The sequence below is a fragment of the Dyadobacter flavalbus genome (assembly GCF_006149045.1).
In the GTDB taxonomy this organism is placed as follows: Bacteria; Bacteroidota; Bacteroidia; order Cytophagales; family Spirosomataceae; genus Dyadobacter; species Dyadobacter flavalbus.
Genome location: NZ_VBSN01000038.1, coordinates 185,483 through 204,340, shown reverse-complemented (window position 1 = coordinate 204,340; position 18,858 = coordinate 185,483). Strand labels below are relative to the sequence as shown.

Sequence of the window (18,858 nt, the reverse complement as noted above, 5' to 3'; positions counted from 1 at the left end):
TTTGGTTAAGGGTTACTGCACTACTTTAATGGCCGAACCGTCTGTCAGGTAGGCGGAACCTTCCCGGATCACTTGCGCGCCGGCATCGATCCCGGAAAGGATAAAGGCCTTGTCCCCTTGCAGAAAACCGATTTTAACAGCCTTCCGCCTTGCATTTCCGCCTTGTTTTACAAATACAAATGCGCTGTCATTTTCGCCTTCTATCAGTGCATCCACCGGAACGGAAATCAGGTTTGTTTTTTCTTTCGGATAAATATGCACCTTTGCGAAGAGGCCGGTTGCCAGTTTGGCCGGTTTTTCTTCCAGACGGATTTCTGCCTGATATAATCCGGATTGCGCGTCACTTCCCTGCGAAAGTGATTTTACACTTCCCTTAAAGATCTGCGGATAAGCGTCAAATACGATCTCGGCTTTTTCATTTCCTTTGAGCCGCGTCCAGTCTTTATCCGTCAGCCCGCATTGGATGATCCAGTCACTGCTGTTGTTGCTGCTGATGTGGAGTACCGGGCTTCCGCCCTGAACCTGTTCGCCTGCATGGTGCAGTTTACTGATCACTACGCCGTTTGTTGTCGCAATCATCCTGCTTTGTGCGTAATTGAAACGGACAATTTCCAGCTGTTTTTCTGCGATCAGCAATGCCGTGGCGCTGTTTTCAAGCTGCTCGCGCGTGTTTACACTGTCTTTGAAAAGGTTTTGCGTACGTTGTGCATCGCGTTTTGCTTTCAGGAAATTTTCTTCTGCCTGGCTCATCTGCGCTGCAAACTCCGTGGTGTTCAGAGTTGCAAGCAGCTGTCCTTTCCGTACTTGATCGCCTTCTTTTACCAGTATTTCCTTGATGATGCCGCCGGTTTTAAAAGACAGCTTTGCTTCATTCTCCGAAGTAAGCAATCCGGACGTTTCGATGGCCTGTGCCTGGCTGAGTGCGGCAGAGCTGATGATTTTTACCGGAATGGTACTATCCGCCGGTGCCTCTTTTATTTCTTTTTTGCATGCATTCAGGATGGGAAATGCAGCTGCAAAAATCAGGATGATACTTTTTTTCCGTAGCTTTTTCATGTCATTTGGGAATTATAAAAATACGTAACTTGCTTTTGCACGTTCCAGCTCTGCGGAGCGCGTCTGTACATTCAGGAAGGAGATACTTTGCTGCAGCTGATCGTTGATCAGCCTGTTCTGCGCGTCGAGCAGTTCAATGTAAAGCAGTTGCCCTTCGCGGTAAAGTTTCTGCTGATCCTGATAAAACTGCTGTGACAGCAGTACCTGATTTTTTGCGGCCTGATGCACCTGCACAGCGGACTGAAAACGGTTTAAAGCTGTCAGCGTATGTAAGTTAAGCTGCTGTTCTGCCTGACTAAGTTGCTGACCGATGGCTTTGCCTTCCAGCTCGGCCTGCCTGATCTGATACTGCACGCGGTTTCCGGCAAACACCCGCCAGTCCAGCGTAATGCCAAACAAGTAGTAGCGTGTATTCCGGTTGAATTTTGCAAAATCTCCCTGTGATCCCAAATCGATGAATGTGGACAATTTGGGCAGAAAAGATGCTTTTGCAAGCTGTTCCGCGAGCAGATTTACTTTGGCAGCCGATTCCAGTTTCAGCAGTTCTTCTCTTTTGCCGGCTGGTTCCGGATCATTCCGCGGGTTTTCCTGACTTGTTTTTTCCGCTTCTATAACCGTATCCAGCGGATTGTTCAGCAAAAAGTTGAAATACGCGGCTGCATTGGCAGACTGGAACCTGGCATCGCCAAGCCTCGCTTCCAGCCCGATCAGCTCGTTTTCAGAACGGCTCACAACCGTCCGGATGGCTTTGTCATTGTTCACCAGCACCTGATTGAACCGAAGGTTTTCCTTTGCAAGCGCAACCGCACTTTCCAGTATTGCGACGGCTTCTCTCGACTGCATGTAAGCATAATAGCTGACTTTAATTTCCTTTACCAACTCTCGTTTATATACGTCCACTTCGGCCTGCTGAAAATGGATCTGCTCCCGGCGAATGCGCATGTTGTACGTAATTTCTGCATTGTACAGCGGCAGGGAAGTCCGGAATTTGGCATCGTAATAATTGCTGGGGTTAAAAGTCTGGTTAACGTTTGCAACCTGGGGAAAACCGGCTGAGTTCGTCAGTTCATTCAGCGAGGAATAAACCGGGTTGAGCAAGTCGCCAATCGGGATGCTGATTTTACGTCCGCCGCGCGAAACCAGGTATGAACTGCTGAGATTCACTTCGGGAAGAAAAAAGGTACGGGCTTCTTTCAGCGCATACAGGCTTTTTTCGAGCAGAAAATGCTGCTGGCGCAATCCCTGATTGTTACTCAGTCCGTCCTGAATGTACTTGTCCAGGACTTTTTCCTGAGCAGCAGCCTGGCCGTAAATGCCTGCGAGCATGCTGAGCATTACAAGCATCCGTTTAAGATACAGGTATTTTTGATCCATATAAATTATGTTTATTTTGTGAACACTGTTTAGTAATAGGCAAAATTTTTTAAGTTTTTAAATTGCTCAAAAAAAGATCCACTGCATGATCCATCATTTCCGAAATGATTTCCTCGGACATTTTCATCACGCCGAAGCGGCCGCGTACATACAATGAAACCAGGCCGTGGCCAAAGGACCACACCGTCATGGCCAGAACGAATTTATCCCCCGGCTTGATTTTCTTTTCGTCCACACAAGCGGAAATAGTCCTCAGCAAATATTCAAAAGCGGAATCGCCTTCTTTCCAGGTGTCTTCACAGGCAATCTGCGACAAAGGCGCACGCATGATAAACATCAGGTCGTAATAATCCGGGTTCTGCAGTGCAAATTCGACGTAGGATTTACAGATCGCCGTCAGCTTCTCAAAAGGATCTTGGATCGGATCATGCTTTCTGAAAACCTTTTCAAGCAATGCGAACGCGTTTTCATGGATGACATAGAAAATTTCATCTTTGTCTTTGAAATAAAGGTAAATCGTAGCCGGGCTGTACTCAATGTCTTCCGCAATGCTCCGGATAGAGGTTTTGTCATATCCCTGTTTCAGAAACAGCTGCGTAGCAGATTCGATAATCAGATTCCGCATATCCTGTTTTTCCCGCTCTTTTCTTTCCTTGATCGCCATGCTTAATGCTTTTCATTGTAAATATACTAAACACTGTTTAGTAAAAAACTTTTTGGGTAAAATATTCGAAAAAATCTTTTTCCCTGCTGACATACTGCTGTCATAAGCAGCCGCTTATTTTGATCCGCAAACAAATTCAATCCATAAAAACCTTTGACAAAATGGAAGCGAACCAAATGGAAAACAGCACATTGAACAACCCTGCCGAAATATTCACCCCCGAACAGCTGCTCGAACACTGGCAGGGACACCGCGGACTGACCAGAAGGGTCATTGAAGCCTTTCCCGAAAAAGAACTGCTGACTTACTCCATCGGGGGCATGCGTCCGTTTGCCGAAATGGCCATGGAAATGATTGGCATGACCGCACCCGGCATCCGCGGTATCGCCTTCGGTGACTGGAGTATCGATGATCCGGCCATTGGTTTCAACGCACCGACGCCGGCAAGCAAAAAGGAATTACTGGAACAATGGGACAAAGTGACGGAACTGCTCCATACCATCTGGCCGCAAATACCGCCTCATCGCTTTCAGGAACACGATGTTGCTTTCGGCCAGTATGCTGGTCCGGTTTACGGCACCATGCTGTATATGATTGATAATGAAATTCATCACCGCGGACAAGGTTATGTTTATCTGCGTTCACTCGGCATTGAGCCGCCTGCTTTCTGGGACCGGTAAAATCCTTTAAACTAGTTCTCATGTCCGGAATCATGCCCGTGTGTGGCACCTCAACGCCAGTTGCATGATTCCGGACATTTTCGTGAATGTCACAATCACACCCGTAATTTGTCCTTTATAACATCTGCAGAAAGCAGGCAGAAATTGTAATTTTGTATTATCCGATATCAAAATTTGTTTCCTGATTTGGATTTGCCTGAACCGGATACGGCAACTGCTGCTTACAGACAGAAAGATATGAGAACATTTTATGCCATACTGACCAATTCGCTGGCTGCATCCATGACCAACAACTTTGTCTGGTTTGCCGTTACATTCTGGGTTTATCTGGAAACGAAGTCCGTTGTCGCTACTTCGGTAATGGCAGGTGTTTATCTGACAACCGTGGCGGCTTCCGGTTTTTTTCTCGGTTCCATTGTAGATCGTTACCGCAAAAAAACGTCCATGATGCTGTCGGGCATTCTGACACTGATCCTGTACGTAATTGCGCTGATCATTTATATATCCACGCCGGAAAACGTGTTCAAAAATCCGGAAAGTATCAGCCTCTGGCTTTTTATTATTTTGTCATTGTTCGGGGCAATTACCGGAAACATACGTTCCATTGCATTATCCACAGTGGTAACGATCCTTATTCCCGAAGAAACGCGTGACAAAGCAAACGGCCTTGTCGGAACGGCAAACGGCGTTTCGTTTCTGGTGGCTTCTATTTTCAGCGGACTTGTTATCGGATTTCTGGGCATGCAGTGGATGCTTGTACTTGCCATTGCACTTACGGTGCTTGTCATTCTGCATTTGCTGACCATTAGCATCGGGGAAAAAGAAATTGTACATACGCAGTCCCATCTGGAAAGCATCGACCTCCGCGGAACAATTGCCGCCATCAGGATCGTACCCGGGCTTTTCGGACTGATATTCTTCAATACGTTCAATAACTTTCTGGGCGGCGTTTTCATGTCTTTGATGGATGCATACGGTCTTTCGCTGGTTTCGGTGCAAACCTGGGGAATCTTGTGGGGGCTGCTGAGCCTTGGATTTATCATCGGCGGCCTGATTGTCGCCAAAACAGGTTTGGGCAAAAACCCTCTGAAAGTGCTTTTTATCTCCAACATCCTCATGTGGAGCATTTGTATTTTTTTTACTATTCAGGCATCCGTCGTACTGTTGGCCGCAGGTATGTTCATTTACCTTTGCCTGATACCGGTTGTGGAAGCAACGGAACAGACCATTCTTCAGAAAGTGATTCCTGCCGAAAGACAGGGCCGGGTTTTTGGTTTTGCACAAAGCATTGAACAGGCCGCTTCGCCACTGACCGCTTTTATGATCGGACCAATTGCCAAATACATTTTCATTCCGTTTATGACAACCGGCGCCGGCGTCCAGCTCATCGGATCCTGGTTCGGAACCGGAACTGCCCGCGGACTGGCGCTTTTATTTATTGTGACCGGCATCATAGGACTGATTGTAACACTGATTGCCATGAAAACGCCCGCTTACAAAGCATTGTCCCGACAGTACATTCATCCGCCGGTAACCGATGAAACAGAGCGGCAGTCGGTTTAAACAGATCAATCCAGGTATCGTATGAAGCTATTTCAGCAATCCTTGCAATTAAAAGAACGCCGCAGAGGGTTTCATCTCATTACCGCCGAGGTCATACAGGCTATTCCGCAGATGAGCGAAATAAAGGCCGGAATGTGTCAGGTATTTATTCAGCATACATCCGCATCGCTGACAATCAACGAAAATGCTGATCCGACCGTCCGCAAGGATTTTGAAATGTATTTCAGCAAAGCAGTTCCCGAAAATGATCCTGATTACCGGCACGACGACGAAGGCCCGGATGACATGCCCGCACACCTTAAAGCTTCCTTAATGGGCAGCAGCGTGCAAATTCCCGTCCGGAACGGAAAGCTTGCCCTGGGAATCTGGCAGGGAATATACCTATGCGAACACCGAAATTACGGAGGCGCAAGAAACCTGATGATTACGGTATTCGGCGAGTAGAAAAGAAAATCGGAGTTAACTGGATATACCGGTTGTAATTGTCACGTTCTCCCCCTCTGAATGTCGCAAATTGCATCTTTCAGACTGACAGGTTTGCAGTTAGTTTGCAACAACAACATTTGCCTTTATACCCGTTTTTATTTGCGCATTTGATCACTCAGAAATGAATTTGGAATGATATGCAGAATATGGTAGAAATTTTCAAGACCAATGTTGAAAGCGAAGATCAGGCGACTTTACTGATTGAACAGATTAACCGCATTTTCACCGGATACCAGGCCAGTTTTGATCTGGAAGACTGTGACCGGATTCTGCGTGTATCCTGTACTGAAGGTACGGTCCAGTCCGAGTGCCTGATCCGTTTGCTGCTGGACTTCGGGTTTTATGCAGAAATTCTCGCCGATGAGGTATACAAGCCCGAATCCGCTATTTATTCCTGACCGAATTGACAAACATTCAAACAAAACGAAGATGGCTACAATCAATCCTTACCTCAATTTCCCGGGCAATACCGAGGAAGCATTTAACTTTTACCAATCCGTTTTCGGCGGTGAGTTCCTGCATGTTCAGCGATTCAGGGAAACGCCTGAAGCCGGCAATCTGCCGGAACAGGATCAGGACAAGCTCATGCATATCGCTTTGCCGATTGGCAGTGGAACGATCCTGATGGGCACCGATGCGCTGGAATCCATGGGGCAAAGGCTGATTGAAGGCAACAATTACAACCTGTCCGTTCAAACCGAAAGTGAAGCGGAAGCGGATAAACTTTTCTACGGACTTTCCAAAGGCGGAAAGGTGATTGTGCCGCTGGATAAAGCATTCTGGGGCGATTATTTCGGCATGTTTACAGACAAGTTCGGCATCAACTGGATGGTGAGTTTTACTCCTGACTGAGAAATACGGAAACTTTTCCCTGCATGAAGCAATCGGATCATCTTCAGTTTTCCTGCAGTTGCAAAATACCGGCAAAACTGTCGTTCAGCAAGAATATTTAACAAACATACGTGCTGCAGATCGGCATAAAATAGCAAAAGTGTCATAACTTGCAGGATCTTAAATTTGTAGCAATCCGATAGCAATGAGCCGTAAACTAATATTCCTGTTTTTTCTTTTAAGCGTTGGAAACCTTGCATTTTCGCAGGCGGTACAAAATAAAATCGCCCCGTTTCAGATTCGTCTGACCAACGGCCAGCAATTTACTTCCTCGCAACTGGCTGCCGGTCCGGTGGTGCTTATATACTTTTCCCCGGATTGTGAACATTGCCAGAACTTTACCCAAGACATGGTCAAGAACTTCAATGTTTTTACAAACAAGCAGGTTGTGATGGTGACCTTTCAGGCCATGGATATGCTGAAACCGTTTGTATCGCGGTACAATCTGGGAAGTTACTCCAATGTAAAGGTAGGAACCGAGGGTACTTCCTATGCCGTGCAGCGTTACTATCAGATCCGTTCATTTCCTTACGTTGCGATTTACGACAAGTCCGGCAAACTGGTAAAAACCTTTGAAGGCGAACAGCCGCATGCCGAAATTTTCAAAACGCTGAAACAGATCTGATTCCAAATGAAGTCTTAAAGGTTTTTCAGCCTGCCATTCAGTTCCTGAATCCGTGTATGATCCAATCGGTTCATACACGGATTTTTTGTTTGACTTTACGTAAAGTTGATTTTCAGAAATGGAATATTTTGAGAAAATCATGACACTCATTTTCGCATTGATCCAAACGCTTGAAGCGAAATGCTGACAGCAAGCTACTTTATTCCGGTATTTACAAGTATTCCGGCTATTGACGTGCCTTTGAAATGTAGGCTATACTCCGTCATTGAAAACAGTGAAACTTTTTATAAATGAACAAATCAGGTAAATGCTTCCGCATACTTTCAGCCCTTTTATGCTCGGTTGCTCCGTATGCCTATTCGCAGCAAGCCAATGTCAATCTGGACTGGAATCCTCAAAAAAATACCCAGAACCTTTTTCCATACGGCGGCAATGTCGTCTCTCCGGAAGTTCATGACGACCATACCATTACGTTCCGGCTGAAAGCGCCCGACGTACAAAAAGCGGAACTGACCGGCGGGCCCATTCTGCTTGCATTGAAAACCAAACAACCCATTCCGTTTGTCAAAGGTGCTGACGGAATATGGACACTGACCGTCGGGCCGGTGAAGCCGGATATTTACGTGTACCGTTTCATCCTGGACAGCGTTCAGGTTGTTGATCCCAACAATACTTTTACAGGCTCTTCCAATCAGCCCGGTTACAGCAGCGTGATCGTTCATGATAAAGGTCCGGCTTATTACGATGCACGCAATGTTCCGCACGGAAGCGTGACACGGCATATTTATCATTCGGATGTACTCAATGGTGAACGGGAAATTTTTGTATACACGCCGCCGGGGTATGACAAGAACAAAAAATATCCCGTCCTGTATCTGTTGGGCGGAAGCGGAGAACTTGCTTCGGGCTGGTCGCAGGATGGGCGTGCCAATTTTATTGCGGATAATCTCTTATCAGAAGGTAAAATTGTTCCGATGATCATTGCGATGCCGAACAACCAGGTTTTACACCGGAATGATCCGCAGCATCTGGAAAAAACGTATGCGTTGTTCGAAAATGAACTACGGAACCACATCATTCCGTTTGTAGATAAAACATACAGCACGGTAACCGACCGCAGAGGCCGAGCCATTTCCGGATTGTCGATGGGCGGCAGGCATACCGAAGCGGTGGGATTCAAAGCACTGGATATGTTCAGCTCGTTCGGCGTCATGAGCGCCGGCGATATGGAACCGGAAAAACTCAATCCGTCCTTTTTCAATGATCCGAAGGTAAAAGAAAAAGTGGATTACCTGCTGGTCGGACTTGGAAGCGGCGAACTTGATTTTGTGGGAAAAAGGTCCGCTGCCCTGCACGAAGCACTGGAAAAACATGGAATCAGACATGACTATTTTATTGGCGGCGATGGCGCGCATGACTGGGGAACCTGGCGGCTTTTACTGCATGACAAACTGCTTCCCAATTTGTGGAAAAAGAAATAAAAACCGATGATTATGCCATACTTCAATATAGATGCTGTTAAAGAACAGACTTACGATGCCATCGTGGTCGGAACGGGCATCAGCGGCGGATGGGCGGCCAAGGAGCTGACCGAAAAAGGCCTTAAAACGCTGATGCTGGAACGCGGAAAGGATGTCAGGCACATTAAAGACTATCCGACGGCCTGGATGCAGCCGTGGGAATTCGAACATCTCGGCCAGCCTTCCCTAGAAATCCGGCAGCAAAATCCGATTGCGAGCAAACACTATATTTTCAAGGAAGATGCCATGCATTTTGTAGTGAAAGATGCAGAACACCCGTATGTGCAGGACAAGCCGTTCGACTGGATGCGCGGCTATCAGGTCGGCGGAAGATCATTGCTCTGGGCACGGCAGACGCAGCGCTGGTCGGATTATGACTTTGAAGGCCCGGCACGCGACGGCTTTGCCGTTGACTGGCCGATCCGCTATGCCGATATTGCTCCGTGGTACAGCTATGTGGAGAAATTTGCAGGAATTTCAGGCAACAAGGACGGACTTGCGCAGCTTCCGGACGGCGAATTCCTTACACCGCATGAAATGACTTGCGTGGAAAAGCATTTCAGTGAGCAAACAGCAAAAAACTACCAAAATACACGACCGATCATCATTGGGCGGGCTGCACACATTACCGATCCGCAGCCGATCCATACCGAGCAGGGACGCGCCAAGTGCCAGCACCGCACCATGTGTCAGCGGGGTTGTCCGTACGGCGGCTATTTCAGCTCCAATGCTTCCACCATTCCGTGGGCAGAAAAAACAGGCAATATGACATTAAAACCGCATTCCGTTGTTCATTCCATTATTTATGACGAGAAAAAGCAGAAAGCCACCGGCGTGCGGGTTGTAGATGCGCTGACAAAGGAAATGACAGAATATTATGCCCGGATAATTTTTGTAAATGCTTCTGCCATCAACTCCAATCTTATTTTACTGAATTCCCGGTCCAGCCGTTTTCCAAATGGACTCGGCAATGACAGCGGCGTACTTGGCAAATACATCGGTTTTCACAATTACCGCGGCCGTGTCAGTGCGGATTACGACGGTTTTCATGAATTTACCGTAGACGGACGCAGGCCAAACGGCGCTTACATTCCACGGTTCCGGAATGTGTTCAAACAAGAAACCGACTTTCTGCGCGGATATGCGGCTTCATTTTCGGCTTCCAAAATGGGCAATGATACTTCTGAAATCGGGACGGCTTTAAAGGAAAGTTTATTCGGCGAGGAAAACGGCGGATGGAACCTGGGCATTCAGATGATGGGCGAAACGATTCCCAAGGAAAGTAATTTTGTAAGCCTCGATCCGCAACTGAAAGATGCCTGGGGGATTCCGCAGCTGAGAATGCATGTCGCTTTTGATGACAATGACATGAAAATGGTCCGGGATTTTTACAATGAACTCAGTGAAATGCTGTCAAAAGCAGGATTTACGAACATCAAAACGGCTGATACCAAACGGAATCCCGGCAGTGAAAACCACGAAATGGGTGGCATCAGAATGGGCAACGATCCCAAAACTTCCATGCTGAACAAATGGAACCAGCTGCATCACTGCAAAAATGTGCTGGTAACAGATGGCGGCTGCATGACGTCCACCTCCACGCAAAATCCTTCGCTGACTTACATGGCGATAACGGCGCGAGCGGTAAACCATGCTGTGGAAGAAATGAAAAAAGGCAATATTTGAGGATTGTTCAACAAAATGCAGAAAGATACAATGGCCAGTGTTCAGAAATTTTTTGACGGTACCCGTGTGAAAATCAAAGGAAAACCAGATGTCTGGATTATTCTGAATCATGAATCCATTCAGAAAGGAGCCGTTACAAAGGTGACGGGAAAGATCAAATGCAGAAGCGAAAAGACGGGGGAAATCAAGTTTTATAACGAAAAGAACTGCGAGGCGGTTTAAGTTTTGACGATATGGATTGTCATTTGATGTCATTTATTGTCATGAATTGTCATTTATTGTCATGAATTGTCATTTATTGTCATGGATAGTTATGGAATTTTTGGAAGGCTGGGATTTGGGTTCTGGGTTATTATAGAGATTGTCAAACTGAGCGTTTGGGATATTTGGCTCAGTTTGACAAAACATTTGACCGTGTTTATTCTGTAAGGTTTTCTGACAGACTTTTGATTAGAAAAATCAATTCAGATCATCCAGTGTTTCTTTTAATTCCGCAACTGTTTTGGAAGGAACATTAGAACGGGTAAATACGGTTTTCGCGTCTGAAAAGTTACTGTAAAACGCATTGTTTGCTTTGCTGTCAATACCCAGTGCCGCTCCGTTCAGGGTGATCCCAGCAAAAAGACCTTTGCTTCTGGAATAGGAATAAACTTCTGCTTCCAGCTTGTAATCCGTGTTTGCGGAAGAACTTCTGCCCATTGGACCTGCAGCTACCGAAAGATCACCGCCCAAGGTGAAACTTCCGTTTCCGATATCCGTAAGCGTTTTGCTGTTTTTAAAGATCAGTACAAGATCCACAGCCTGCACGCCAATTTGTGCCCCGATACTGCCGCCCGTAATGGTGATGAAAACCGGATCGCTCCATTCGCCGTTGCTTTTTTTCACCATGGCAATGCCTTTGCCGTGTTTTCCGCCAATCATCAGTCCGGCATTGATCATTCTCGGTACGATGATAATCCCTTTGGAGATAGCCAGAAGCTGTGCCGGGATATTCTCCTGCATTTCGCTGAAACCATTCAGTACGTTAATGGCAGCTTCAATTTTTTCCTCTTCCTTATCCTGTGCAAAAGCGGGTGCGATCAGTCCGATAGCCAGGAATAATACAATCTGTAATTTAAGCAATCTAAGTTTTTCAATACGCATGTTGTAAATAGGATAATTGTCCAACAAGGAACGCTAAATGATCGTGCCGCTGTACAGTTTGGTCCAATAAAAATTATGTCTGGATGCATTTACAAGGCAGTTTCCCGAGTGGATTACCTTTGACGTATATACATGGCAAGATGGTTTGCTGGTATGATTTTGGTAAACGGAATACTGAATTAACATCAACCTAATATACAATATCATGAATGCCGAAACGATCAGCCTGAATGAGCAGGAAGTAAAACCGGTTGTAGATCTTCTGAACGACTATCTTGCCAATTACCATATCCATTATCAAAAACTCAGAGGCTGCCACTGGAATATCAAAGGACAGAACTTTTTTACGCTGCATGTGAAATTTGAAGAGTTGTATACCAACGCACAGCAAACAATTGATGAAATAGCAGAACGTGTCCTGACGCTTGGAAAACCGCCGCACAGCCGTTTTCAGGATTATATCAATGAATCCAGCATCCAGGAAATTGATACGATTGGTATGGCTGATCTGCAAATGGTGGATGCATTGCTTGACGACATGGCAAAGCTTATCGAAATGGAGCGTGTGTTGCTGATGGCTACGGAAGAAGCCGGCGACGATGGTACCAATGATATGGTTAACCGCTTCATGCAGTTTAAAGAAAAGAATACCTGGATGCTTCGTTCTTTTGCCGGTAAGAAATAATTCTTACAGCTGACAGCCAGCCGCATTTAATCTGGTTATACGAAATTTATCAAACCATCCTGAAATCAGGGTGGTTTTTTATTTATCTATTGGTTTACTTGCATCAGTTCTCAATCAATCCGCGACGATGCCTTCTGTTCCTGTTTTTAAAATCGGAAAAATAAGCCTGTTTGACCCGTTTAAATTTGCAAGCGATCCGCTGCGTTACCTTAATCAGGGATTTGAAGCCTGCGGCAGCACGTATAAACTGAGGTTGTTCAGAGAATTTGTGATCAGTCGTGACCCTGCTTTTTTCAGGCACATATTGCAGCAGAATCACCGCAACTACAAAAAGGGAAGTTCTTCCAAAATGCTTTATCCGGTTCTTGGCAACGGCCTGGTAACCAGCGATGGCGATTTCTGGCTGCGGCAGCGCAGGCTTGTCCAGCCGGCTTTTCATCGGGAACGGCTGCAGGAACTTTTCCTTACGATGGGTGTGCTTACCTCGCGGTTTCTGGATGAAATGGAAATTTTCAGAGGAAAAGATGCCATTGACATCGATGCCAGCATGATGGGCATTGCGGCCGATATTGCACTTAAGACGCTGTTCGGGAACATGACTACCGAGGATAAGGCAAAAATCTATGAGCAAGTCAGCCGGACACAGAAATACCTTGTTACACGTGTAAGAAGGCCGTACCGCATTCCGCTCATGGCATTGAACGGAGAAGACCGACAGTTCCGGACCGATCTTGATTATTTCAACAAGCTAGTTTTTGACTTCATTCATGACCGCCGGATTTCCGGAGAAAAACCCAACGATCTGCTTCAGCTGCTGCTTGACAGTACCGATGAGGATACGGGCGAACAGATGAACGATCAGCAGATACGGGATGAGGCCATCACCATGTTTGCCGCCGGACATGAAACGTCTGCAACCGGCCTGAGCTGGATTTTATGGGAACTTTCCCGGCAGCCCGCCATAGTGGAAAAGCTCCGAAAAGAAGCAGAGATCTTTCAGGATGTGCCTACCTTTGAACAGCTGATGATCATGCCTTATACCCGACAGGTTGTGGAAGAAGGATTAAGGTTGTACCCGCCGGCCTGGACCATGACGCGTGAAGCAATTTCAGATACTGAAATTGAAGGATATCAGCTGGAAAAAGGCACTTCCGTTTTTCTGTCCGTATTTGAGCTTCATCGCAATCCCGACATATGGAACAATCCGCTCACGTTTGACCCGGAAAATTTCAGCCCTGAAAACGTCAGGAACAGGCCGAAGTTCAACTACCTACCATTTGGTGCCGGACCGCGTATTTGCATCGGACAGCAATTTGCGCTCATGGAAATGCAGCTGATACTGGCTGCTGTGGTAAAGCGGTTTACTTTTGAAAATGATCCTTCTCATCCCGTCGGTATGCTGCCGCAGATTGTACTCAAATCGACGAGTGGAATCCGGCTGTTTGTAAAATAACATTGTTGCTCATCACAATCCTCCTATGCATCATACCATTATACTTTACCTTTCGCTGATTGTCATTATTCTTTTTCTGGTGATGCTGGCACAGCGGATCAAGGTATCCTACCCTATTGTGCTGGTGATCGGCGGCCTGGCGCTGAGTTTTGTTCCGGGTTTACCGGTTGTTACAGTTGATCCGCAACTGATTTTTCTGATTTTTCTCCCGCCGCTCTTATACGAAGCTGCGTGGCAGACATCCTGGAAAGATTTCTGGAAATGGCGGCGTGTAATCGGTTCATTTGCATTTGGTATTGTAATACTGACTTCCTGCGTGATTGCTTATGTCAGTCACATGCTGATTCCTGAATTTACACTGGCACTCGGTTTTTTGCTGGGCGGGATTATCTCACCGCCGGACGCAGTTGCCGCTACTTCTGTCCTGAAAGATGTAAAAGTGACCAAAAGGCTGATTACGATTCTGGAAGGTGAAAGTCTGCTTAATGATGCTTCCAGCCTTATTGTGTTCCGGTTTGCCGTTATAGCTGTTTCTTCAGGGACGTTTGTTTTTTCCGCTGCGGTCGGCAGTTTTTTCATGGTCATCATCATGGGATTTGCCATCGGGATGCTCATTGCACTCCTGTTTTATGCCATTCACCGCTGGATGCCCACCACGCCCAGCATCGACACGACGCTGACGTTTGTTGCGCCGTACACCATGTATATTGCAGCAGAAGAATTTCATTATTCGGGAGTTATTGCCGTTGTAACCGGCGGATTGTTCCTTTCGAGCCGGAGCCAGATTATGTTCAGCCATTTAAGCCGCATGTATACCAATACGGTCTGGTCTACCGTCGGGTTTGTTTTCAACGGCATTATCTTCATGCTGATCGGATTGCAGCTTCCGGTCATTATCCAGCAACTGGGCGACACATCGCTTTCAGAAGCCATCAATTACGGGCTGATCATTTCAGCAGTCGTCATCCTGACCCGTATGGCCAGCACCATCGGCGCATCCTACTTTACCGTAATGATCAGCAGATTTATTAAGACAGCCGATAGCAGGCCGGGGCTCAGAGGGCCGGTAATTTTTGGCTGGGCAGGCATGCGCGGTGTGGTTTCGCTAGCCTCGGCATTGTCCATTCCTTTGCTTACGGATAACGGACAGCCTTTTCCGCAACGCAACCTGATCCTGTTTATCACCTTTGTCGTCATCCTCGTGACGCTGGTCTTTCAGGGGCTTACGCTGCCTATGGTTATCCGATGGATGAACGTAAAAGAACTGGATTATTCCATGTCATCGCACGAGCAGGATGTAATGATCCGAAGGAAACTGGCGGAAGAGTCGCTGAACATGATCAATACCCGGTTTGCAGATCAGATCACACAGAATGATCTGTTGCAGAGCCTGAAATACAAGCTTGAAGGCGATATCGGATTTCTGGACCACATTCAGCAGCCGGAAGAAATCAGTTCCGGATTTGCGGACGTAACGGTTTACCGGTCCATCGCCAGGGAATTACTTGCCAACAAACGGGCGCTGCTGCACAGATTCAACAAAAAAGAAATGTTTGAAGAGGAAGTAATCCGGCAGCATCTGGCTCAGCTTGATCTGGAAGAAGAAAAAATACGGCAGCAGTTCCTGCATATGGATTGACGTTTGTCCTATTCTTAAACGATACCGTATTCGTGCACCGGACAAACGGCAGCCACCATTTTTTTCTTTCCGGTTTCTTTATTGAAAAAATTAATCCAGCCGCCCCAGATTTATTCCTGCAAATCCAACCTGATTGACATGAACCGGCTTTCCGTCCAGGTTCATGATTTCATCCGGCACCTTCATGAAGGTATGCGTATGGCCTCCGATAATCAGATCGATATTTCGGGTTGAGCGCGCCAGCACCTGGTCCGAAACTTTGTTGTCCTTGTATTTATAGCCAAGATGCGAAAGGCAGATCACCATTTCACAACCCAGTTCGTTTCGCAGCAGCGAGGCCATTTCGTTGGCTTTGGCAACCGGGTCTGTATAAACAATTTCACCGTAATTTTTCTTGTTCACCAAACCGGCCAGTTCAATCCCCAGCCCGAAAACGCCGACTTTTACACTTCCTTTTTTAAATATCTTGTACGGTAACACCTTTCCCTGCAGCTCCGTATTTTCAAAATTGTAATTGCTGACGATAAACGGAAAATTTGCATGCGGAAGCTGTTTGACAAATCCGGAAATTCCGTTGTCGAAATCGTGGTTTCCCATGGTAGCCGCATCGTAACCCATTTTGCTCATCAGCGTAAATTCCAGTTCGCCGCCGTAAAGATTAAAATACGGGGTTCCCTGAAAAACATCCCCGGCATCCAGCAGCAATACGTTTTTCTGTTCCTGCCTTATTTTTTCTATCAATGCAGCCCTTCTGGCTACGCCGCCCATGCCCTGATTGCGCGAGCCGTCCATCGGAAAAGGCTCAATTCGACTGTGTACGTCATTGGTATGCAAAATCGTAAGCTGCACGTCGGCATCTTTGCCAAATGCAGCAAACGGCACCGAACCAAGTGTCACTAACGCTGCGGCGGCACCCGTTTTCCGGAGAAAATCCCTGCGGCTGTTCTTATTCAATAACAATTCTTCCATCGAGCTGAGCGTTGATTTTTTTTCCTTGCCGCGTTAAGTCTGCGATATTTTCGAGCAGTGCATCCCTTACTTTCATGTTGATTTCATGTCTTTCCAGCGGATTGCGCAGACATTCCAGATCGTCGCCGCCATCTGCAAGATAATCATAAGTGAGCAGGTTGTAAGTCCTGTTTACGTCAAAAGGCTGTCCGCCGATTGTAACGTCATAAGCCTGTTTGTTCCGGATTTTCATGCGCATGCCGGAAATGGGTTCACCGTCTTTGTTCACAATGAAGTCAATCAGTTTACGGACATTTTCACCGGAAAGTTTCAGTACCACCATTTCGTTCTCAAAAGGCATGAGTTCAAACACATGCGAAACGGTAATGTTGCCTTTCGGAAAAGTGGTACGCAAGCCGCCTTTAGTCGAAAGTGTGAACTGAATAGACGGGTCTTTCTTTAATCCTTCGGTAAGCAGTGCATCCGCAAAAAAGTTACCCATCAGCGTTTCCGGCGCAGCAGGTTTGGTGAGTTCCTGTTCGGTCTGGCCGATGACCTTGTCCATTTCCTCCTGCATCTTTTCTTTGTACGGCAGATAATATTTTATAAAAGCCGAATCTGCACCGGTTTGTGCATCAATGGCATACTGCGTGTAATCACTTTTGGAAACGGTTAAGGAGCGGTGACAGGAAGCAGTCAGTAAAACTGAATACAGTAGAACCAAAGCTTGATAAAAGTATTTCCCGGGAGAATTCATAGTTGCCGATTTAAATTCAAAAGTAGCATGAAATCACTTACCGTTCTGGCCAAACCGGAAAAACCTGAATGATGCGATCCGTTACCAGCCGGCATTTTGTACAAGATTTGGATTGGCGTCTATCTGCGATTGCGGGATCGGATAAAGTTCCAGTTTGGGCGAATAAGGCAGCAGCACATTGTCCACAATCTGGTCCGGGGACATGGCTGCTATTTCTTCATTCAGCGTTCCCCAGCGCCGGATATCAAAAACCGTGTTGAACTCGCCCGTCAGTTCCAGCCGCCGTTCTTTCCGGATCGCAGCTCTCAGTTCAGCGGCTGTCGTCGGCTTCAGCGCAGTTGCTTTGGCACGCGTACGAACGCGGTTGAGCAGCGGCAGTGCCTGCGCTGTTTTGCCGGTTTCCACCAATGCTTCTGCAAGGCAAAGTAAAACATCTGAGAACCGCATTTCAATCAGATCGGCACTGTAACCCTGAATGGCAGCACCGGCCGGGCGCGGTTCACGAGCCAGTTTCCCGTAAGCCATACCGTATCTGAAATCGTTATGCCCGAGAGAAGTTTGGGTACGTTTGTTGATGTAATTGCCTGTTCCGGGATCATAAACAATACTGTCGCCAGGCTCTGCGCCGGCTCTTGCACTGCCCTTGAAAACGTATCTTTCCACCAGTGTGAAATCCCGGCGCGTATCCGTCTTTTCGTATTGCTGGTAAAACGCAGGCGTCAGCCCGTAATTGGTTTGTTCATCGCCGTTGACAAGGCCGGTCGGAAAAAGATTGAAGGGCAGAATATTGCCGTTCGGATTGGAAGAATTGATAAAATATCCAAACGAAAGCACAATTTCACGGTTGCGTTCATTACTGAGCGCAAATACATCCGCAAAATCCGGGAGCAGCTCAAAGTCATATTTTTCTTCATTCTCCGGCCCGGTCAGCTCCCCAAGTTTATCAACGGCCTTCTGGTAATTTTCCGTTCTGGAAAGCGGCTTGCCAGCCATGGTCAGATATACTTTTCCGAGCAGCGCTTTGGCGGTTCCTGCCGAAACACGGCCCAGCTCTGCTCCTCCCCTGGAATCCGGCAGGTTGTTTTCAGCAAAAGCCAGATCTGCAATAACCGCATCATACACAGCAATGTCCGTTGCTCTCGGCGCAAATACAAGCTCGGTATCATCCAGTGATTTGATTTCCTGCAAAATCAACGGAACACCGCCGAAAAGCCTTACCAGATTGAAATAGGCGTATGCCCGTAAAAATCTTGCTTCAGCCACATACGGATCTGCTTCTTCCGCTTCCCCCGGAACTGCCAGTTTCGCATTATCAATAACCGTATTGGCACGAAAAATAATCTTGTAAAATCTTGCCCAGACGACCTCGAAAGCACCGGATGATGCCACATGGCCAAACCGGTAATAAGGATCCGAACCTGAACCCAAAATACCCGCAGTTGCATAGCGATGGCCGGATTCGGCAAGAATGAACCGGCTCGTTATATCGGAAAAATCAGGAGCGGTCCAGGCTTGATAAACCCCGATCGTGGCCTGGTTCAGTCCCTCTTCATCTTTGAAAACAACTTCCTTGCTCAGGGATGAAAACGGGGATTCTTCCAGGTTTTCACGACATGCATGGCAAATCAGTAACAGTACGAAGGCAGAGGCGATTTTTACAGAAAACTTTATGGTTGTCATAGGAAGGC

Annotated in this window: 19 protein-coding genes; 12 read left to right on the top strand and 7 right to left on the bottom strand. The window is 46.9% G+C overall.

All coding sequences use genetic code 11. The features are described from left to right. Positions 1-12 precede the first annotated feature (12 nt). Genes FEM33_RS12645 through FEM33_RS12635 form a run of 3 tightly spaced genes read right to left on the bottom strand, consistent with a single transcriptional unit; the run spans position 13 to position 3,094 of the window. A complete protein-coding gene (locus FEM33_RS12645; protein WP_139012382.1) occupies positions 13-1,056 on the bottom strand; it encodes an efflux RND transporter periplasmic adaptor subunit in 1,044 nt (347 codons plus the stop codon). 12 nt (positions 1,057-1,068) lie between these two features. Then, complete coding sequence (locus tag FEM33_RS12640) at positions 1,069-2,430, bottom strand: TolC family protein (protein WP_139012381.1); 1,362 nt, start codon at positions 2,428-2,430, stop codon at positions 1,069-1,071. A gap of 49 nt (positions 2,431-2,479) precedes the next feature. Then, positions 2,480-3,094 carry a TetR/AcrR family transcriptional regulator gene (locus FEM33_RS12635; protein WP_139012380.1) on the bottom strand — a complete coding sequence of 205 codons (615 nt, stop codon included), beginning with the start codon at positions 3,092-3,094 and terminating at the stop codon, positions 2,480-2,482. 161 nt (positions 3,095-3,255) lie between these two features. On the opposite strand from FEM33_RS12635, the gene FEM33_RS12630 reads away from it, so the two are divergent. The 9 genes from FEM33_RS12630 (at position 3,256) to FEM33_RS12590 (ending at position 10,767) form a co-directional block, all read left to right on the top strand. Then, entirely contained in the window at positions 3,256-3,774 is a 519-nt protein-coding gene (locus FEM33_RS12630; RefSeq protein WP_229214223.1) for a DinB family protein, read from the top strand. A 237-nt stretch (positions 3,775-4,011) separates the two neighbouring features. Further along, complete coding sequence (locus FEM33_RS12625; RefSeq protein ID WP_139012379.1) at positions 4,012-5,337, top strand: MFS transporter; 1,326 nt, start codon at positions 4,012-4,014, stop codon at positions 5,335-5,337. 21 nt (positions 5,338-5,358) lie between these two features. Beyond that, positions 5,359-5,781 carry a secondary thiamine-phosphate synthase enzyme YjbQ gene (locus tag FEM33_RS12620; protein ID WP_139012378.1) on the top strand — a complete coding sequence of 141 codons (423 nt, stop codon included), beginning with the start codon at positions 5,359-5,361 and terminating at the stop codon, positions 5,779-5,781. A 179-nt stretch (positions 5,782-5,960) separates the two neighbouring features. Continuing rightward, a complete protein-coding gene (locus tag FEM33_RS12615; protein WP_229214222.1) occupies positions 5,961-6,221 on the top strand; it encodes a hypothetical protein in 261 nt (86 codons plus the stop codon). Positions 6,222-6,252: 31 nt separating this feature from the next. Beyond that, a complete protein-coding gene (locus tag FEM33_RS12610) occupies positions 6,253-6,675 on the top strand; it encodes a VOC family protein (protein WP_139012377.1) in 423 nt (140 codons plus the stop codon). 184 nt (positions 6,676-6,859) lie between these two features. Then, positions 6,860-7,339, top strand: coding sequence for a TlpA family protein disulfide reductase (locus FEM33_RS12605; RefSeq protein ID WP_139012376.1), 480 nt, complete (start codon positions 6,860-6,862; stop codon positions 7,337-7,339). A 290-nt stretch (positions 7,340-7,629) separates the two neighbouring features. After that, complete coding sequence (locus FEM33_RS12600) at positions 7,630-8,820, top strand: esterase (RefSeq protein ID WP_139012375.1); 1,191 nt, start codon at positions 7,630-7,632, stop codon at positions 8,818-8,820. 12 nt (positions 8,821-8,832) lie between these two features. Next, a complete protein-coding gene (locus FEM33_RS12595; RefSeq protein ID WP_139012374.1) occupies positions 8,833-10,545 on the top strand; it encodes a GMC oxidoreductase in 1,713 nt (570 codons plus the stop codon). Positions 10,546-10,560: 15 nt separating this feature from the next. Continuing rightward, positions 10,561-10,767, top strand: coding sequence for a hypothetical protein (locus tag FEM33_RS12590; protein ID WP_139012373.1), 207 nt, complete (start codon positions 10,561-10,563; stop codon positions 10,765-10,767). Positions 10,768-11,004: 237 nt separating this feature from the next. On the opposite strand, the gene FEM33_RS12585 is transcribed toward FEM33_RS12590, so the two are convergent. Continuing rightward, complete coding sequence (locus FEM33_RS12585; RefSeq protein WP_139012372.1) at positions 11,005-11,688, bottom strand: lipid-binding SYLF domain-containing protein; 684 nt, start codon at positions 11,686-11,688, stop codon at positions 11,005-11,007. Between the two features lie 205 nt (positions 11,689-11,893). On the opposite strand from FEM33_RS12585, the gene FEM33_RS12580 reads away from it, so the two are divergent. From FEM33_RS12580 to FEM33_RS12570, 3 genes are all read left to right on the top strand, one after another. Next, the gene (locus FEM33_RS12580) at positions 11,894-12,373 is read left to right on the top strand and encodes a Dps family protein (RefSeq protein ID WP_139012371.1); all 480 of its coding nucleotides are present in this window, start codon (positions 11,894-11,896) and stop codon (positions 12,371-12,373) included. Between the two features lie 127 nt (positions 12,374-12,500). Beyond that, a complete protein-coding gene (locus FEM33_RS12575; protein ID WP_139012370.1) occupies positions 12,501-13,826 on the top strand; it encodes a cytochrome P450 in 1,326 nt (441 codons plus the stop codon). Between the two features lie 25 nt (positions 13,827-13,851). Beyond that, positions 13,852-15,465, top strand: coding sequence for a Na+/H+ antiporter (locus tag FEM33_RS12570; protein ID WP_139012369.1), 1,614 nt, complete (start codon positions 13,852-13,854; stop codon positions 15,463-15,465). Between the two features lie 90 nt (positions 15,466-15,555). On the opposite strand, the gene FEM33_RS12565 is transcribed toward FEM33_RS12570, so the two are convergent. From FEM33_RS12565 to FEM33_RS12555, 3 genes are all read right to left on the bottom strand, one after another. After that, positions 15,556-16,434 carry a metallophosphoesterase gene (locus FEM33_RS12565; protein ID WP_139012368.1) on the bottom strand — a complete coding sequence of 293 codons (879 nt, stop codon included), beginning with the start codon at positions 16,432-16,434 and terminating at the stop codon, positions 15,556-15,558. Beyond that, on the bottom strand, positions 16,412-17,170 hold the full coding sequence (locus tag FEM33_RS12560; protein ID WP_139012367.1) for a 5'-nucleotidase C-terminal domain-containing protein: 759 nt from the start codon (positions 17,168-17,170) through the stop codon (positions 16,412-16,414). Before FEM33_RS12560 ends, FEM33_RS12565 begins: the two co-directional genes overlap by 23 nt. An 81-nt stretch (positions 17,171-17,251) precedes the next feature. Further along, positions 17,252-18,850, bottom strand: coding sequence for a RagB/SusD family nutrient uptake outer membrane protein (locus tag FEM33_RS12555; RefSeq protein WP_139012366.1), 1,599 nt, complete (start codon positions 18,848-18,850; stop codon positions 17,252-17,254). Between the last annotated feature and the right edge of the window lie 8 nt (positions 18,851-18,858).

Coding starts and splice junctions, on each gene's coding strand:
- FEM33_RS12645 (WP_139012382.1), bottom strand. CDS start 1,056: ATGAAAAAGCTACGGAAAAAAAGTATCATCCTGATTTTTGCAGCTGCA.
- FEM33_RS12640 (WP_139012381.1), bottom strand. CDS start 2,430: ATGGATCAAAAATACCTGTATCTTAAACGGATGCTTGTAATGCTCAGC.
- FEM33_RS12635 (WP_139012380.1), bottom strand. CDS start 3,094: ATGGCGATCAAGGAAAGAAAAGAGCGGGAAAAACAGGATATGCGGAAT.
- FEM33_RS12630 (WP_229214223.1), top strand. CDS start 3,256: ATGGAAGCGAACCAAATGGAAAACAGCACATTGAACAACCCTGCCGAA.
- FEM33_RS12625 (WP_139012379.1), top strand. CDS start 4,012: ATGAGAACATTTTATGCCATACTGACCAATTCGCTGGCTGCATCCATG.
- FEM33_RS12620 (WP_139012378.1), top strand. CDS start 5,359: ATGAAGCTATTTCAGCAATCCTTGCAATTAAAAGAACGCCGCAGAGGG.
- FEM33_RS12615 (WP_229214222.1), top strand. CDS start 5,961: ATGCAGAATATGGTAGAAATTTTCAAGACCAATGTTGAAAGCGAAGAT.
- FEM33_RS12610 (WP_139012377.1), top strand. CDS start 6,253: ATGGCTACAATCAATCCTTACCTCAATTTCCCGGGCAATACCGAGGAA.
- FEM33_RS12605 (WP_139012376.1), top strand. CDS start 6,860: ATGAGCCGTAAACTAATATTCCTGTTTTTTCTTTTAAGCGTTGGAAAC.
- FEM33_RS12600 (WP_139012375.1), top strand. CDS start 7,630: ATGAACAAATCAGGTAAATGCTTCCGCATACTTTCAGCCCTTTTATGC.
- FEM33_RS12595 (WP_139012374.1), top strand. CDS start 8,833: ATGCCATACTTCAATATAGATGCTGTTAAAGAACAGACTTACGATGCC.
- FEM33_RS12590 (WP_139012373.1), top strand. CDS start 10,561: ATGCAGAAAGATACAATGGCCAGTGTTCAGAAATTTTTTGACGGTACC.
- FEM33_RS12585 (WP_139012372.1), bottom strand. CDS start 11,688: ATGCGTATTGAAAAACTTAGATTGCTTAAATTACAGATTGTATTATTC.
- FEM33_RS12580 (WP_139012371.1), top strand. CDS start 11,894: ATGAATGCCGAAACGATCAGCCTGAATGAGCAGGAAGTAAAACCGGTT.
- FEM33_RS12575 (WP_139012370.1), top strand. CDS start 12,501: ATGCCTTCTGTTCCTGTTTTTAAAATCGGAAAAATAAGCCTGTTTGAC.
- FEM33_RS12570 (WP_139012369.1), top strand. CDS start 13,852: ATGCATCATACCATTATACTTTACCTTTCGCTGATTGTCATTATTCTT.
- FEM33_RS12565 (WP_139012368.1), bottom strand. CDS start 16,434: ATGGAAGAATTGTTATTGAATAAGAACAGCCGCAGGGATTTTCTCCGG.
- FEM33_RS12560 (WP_139012367.1), bottom strand. CDS start 17,170: ATGAATTCTCCCGGGAAATACTTTTATCAAGCTTTGGTTCTACTGTAT.
- FEM33_RS12555 (WP_139012366.1), bottom strand. CDS start 18,850: ATGACAACCATAAAGTTTTCTGTAAAAATCGCCTCTGCCTTCGTACTG.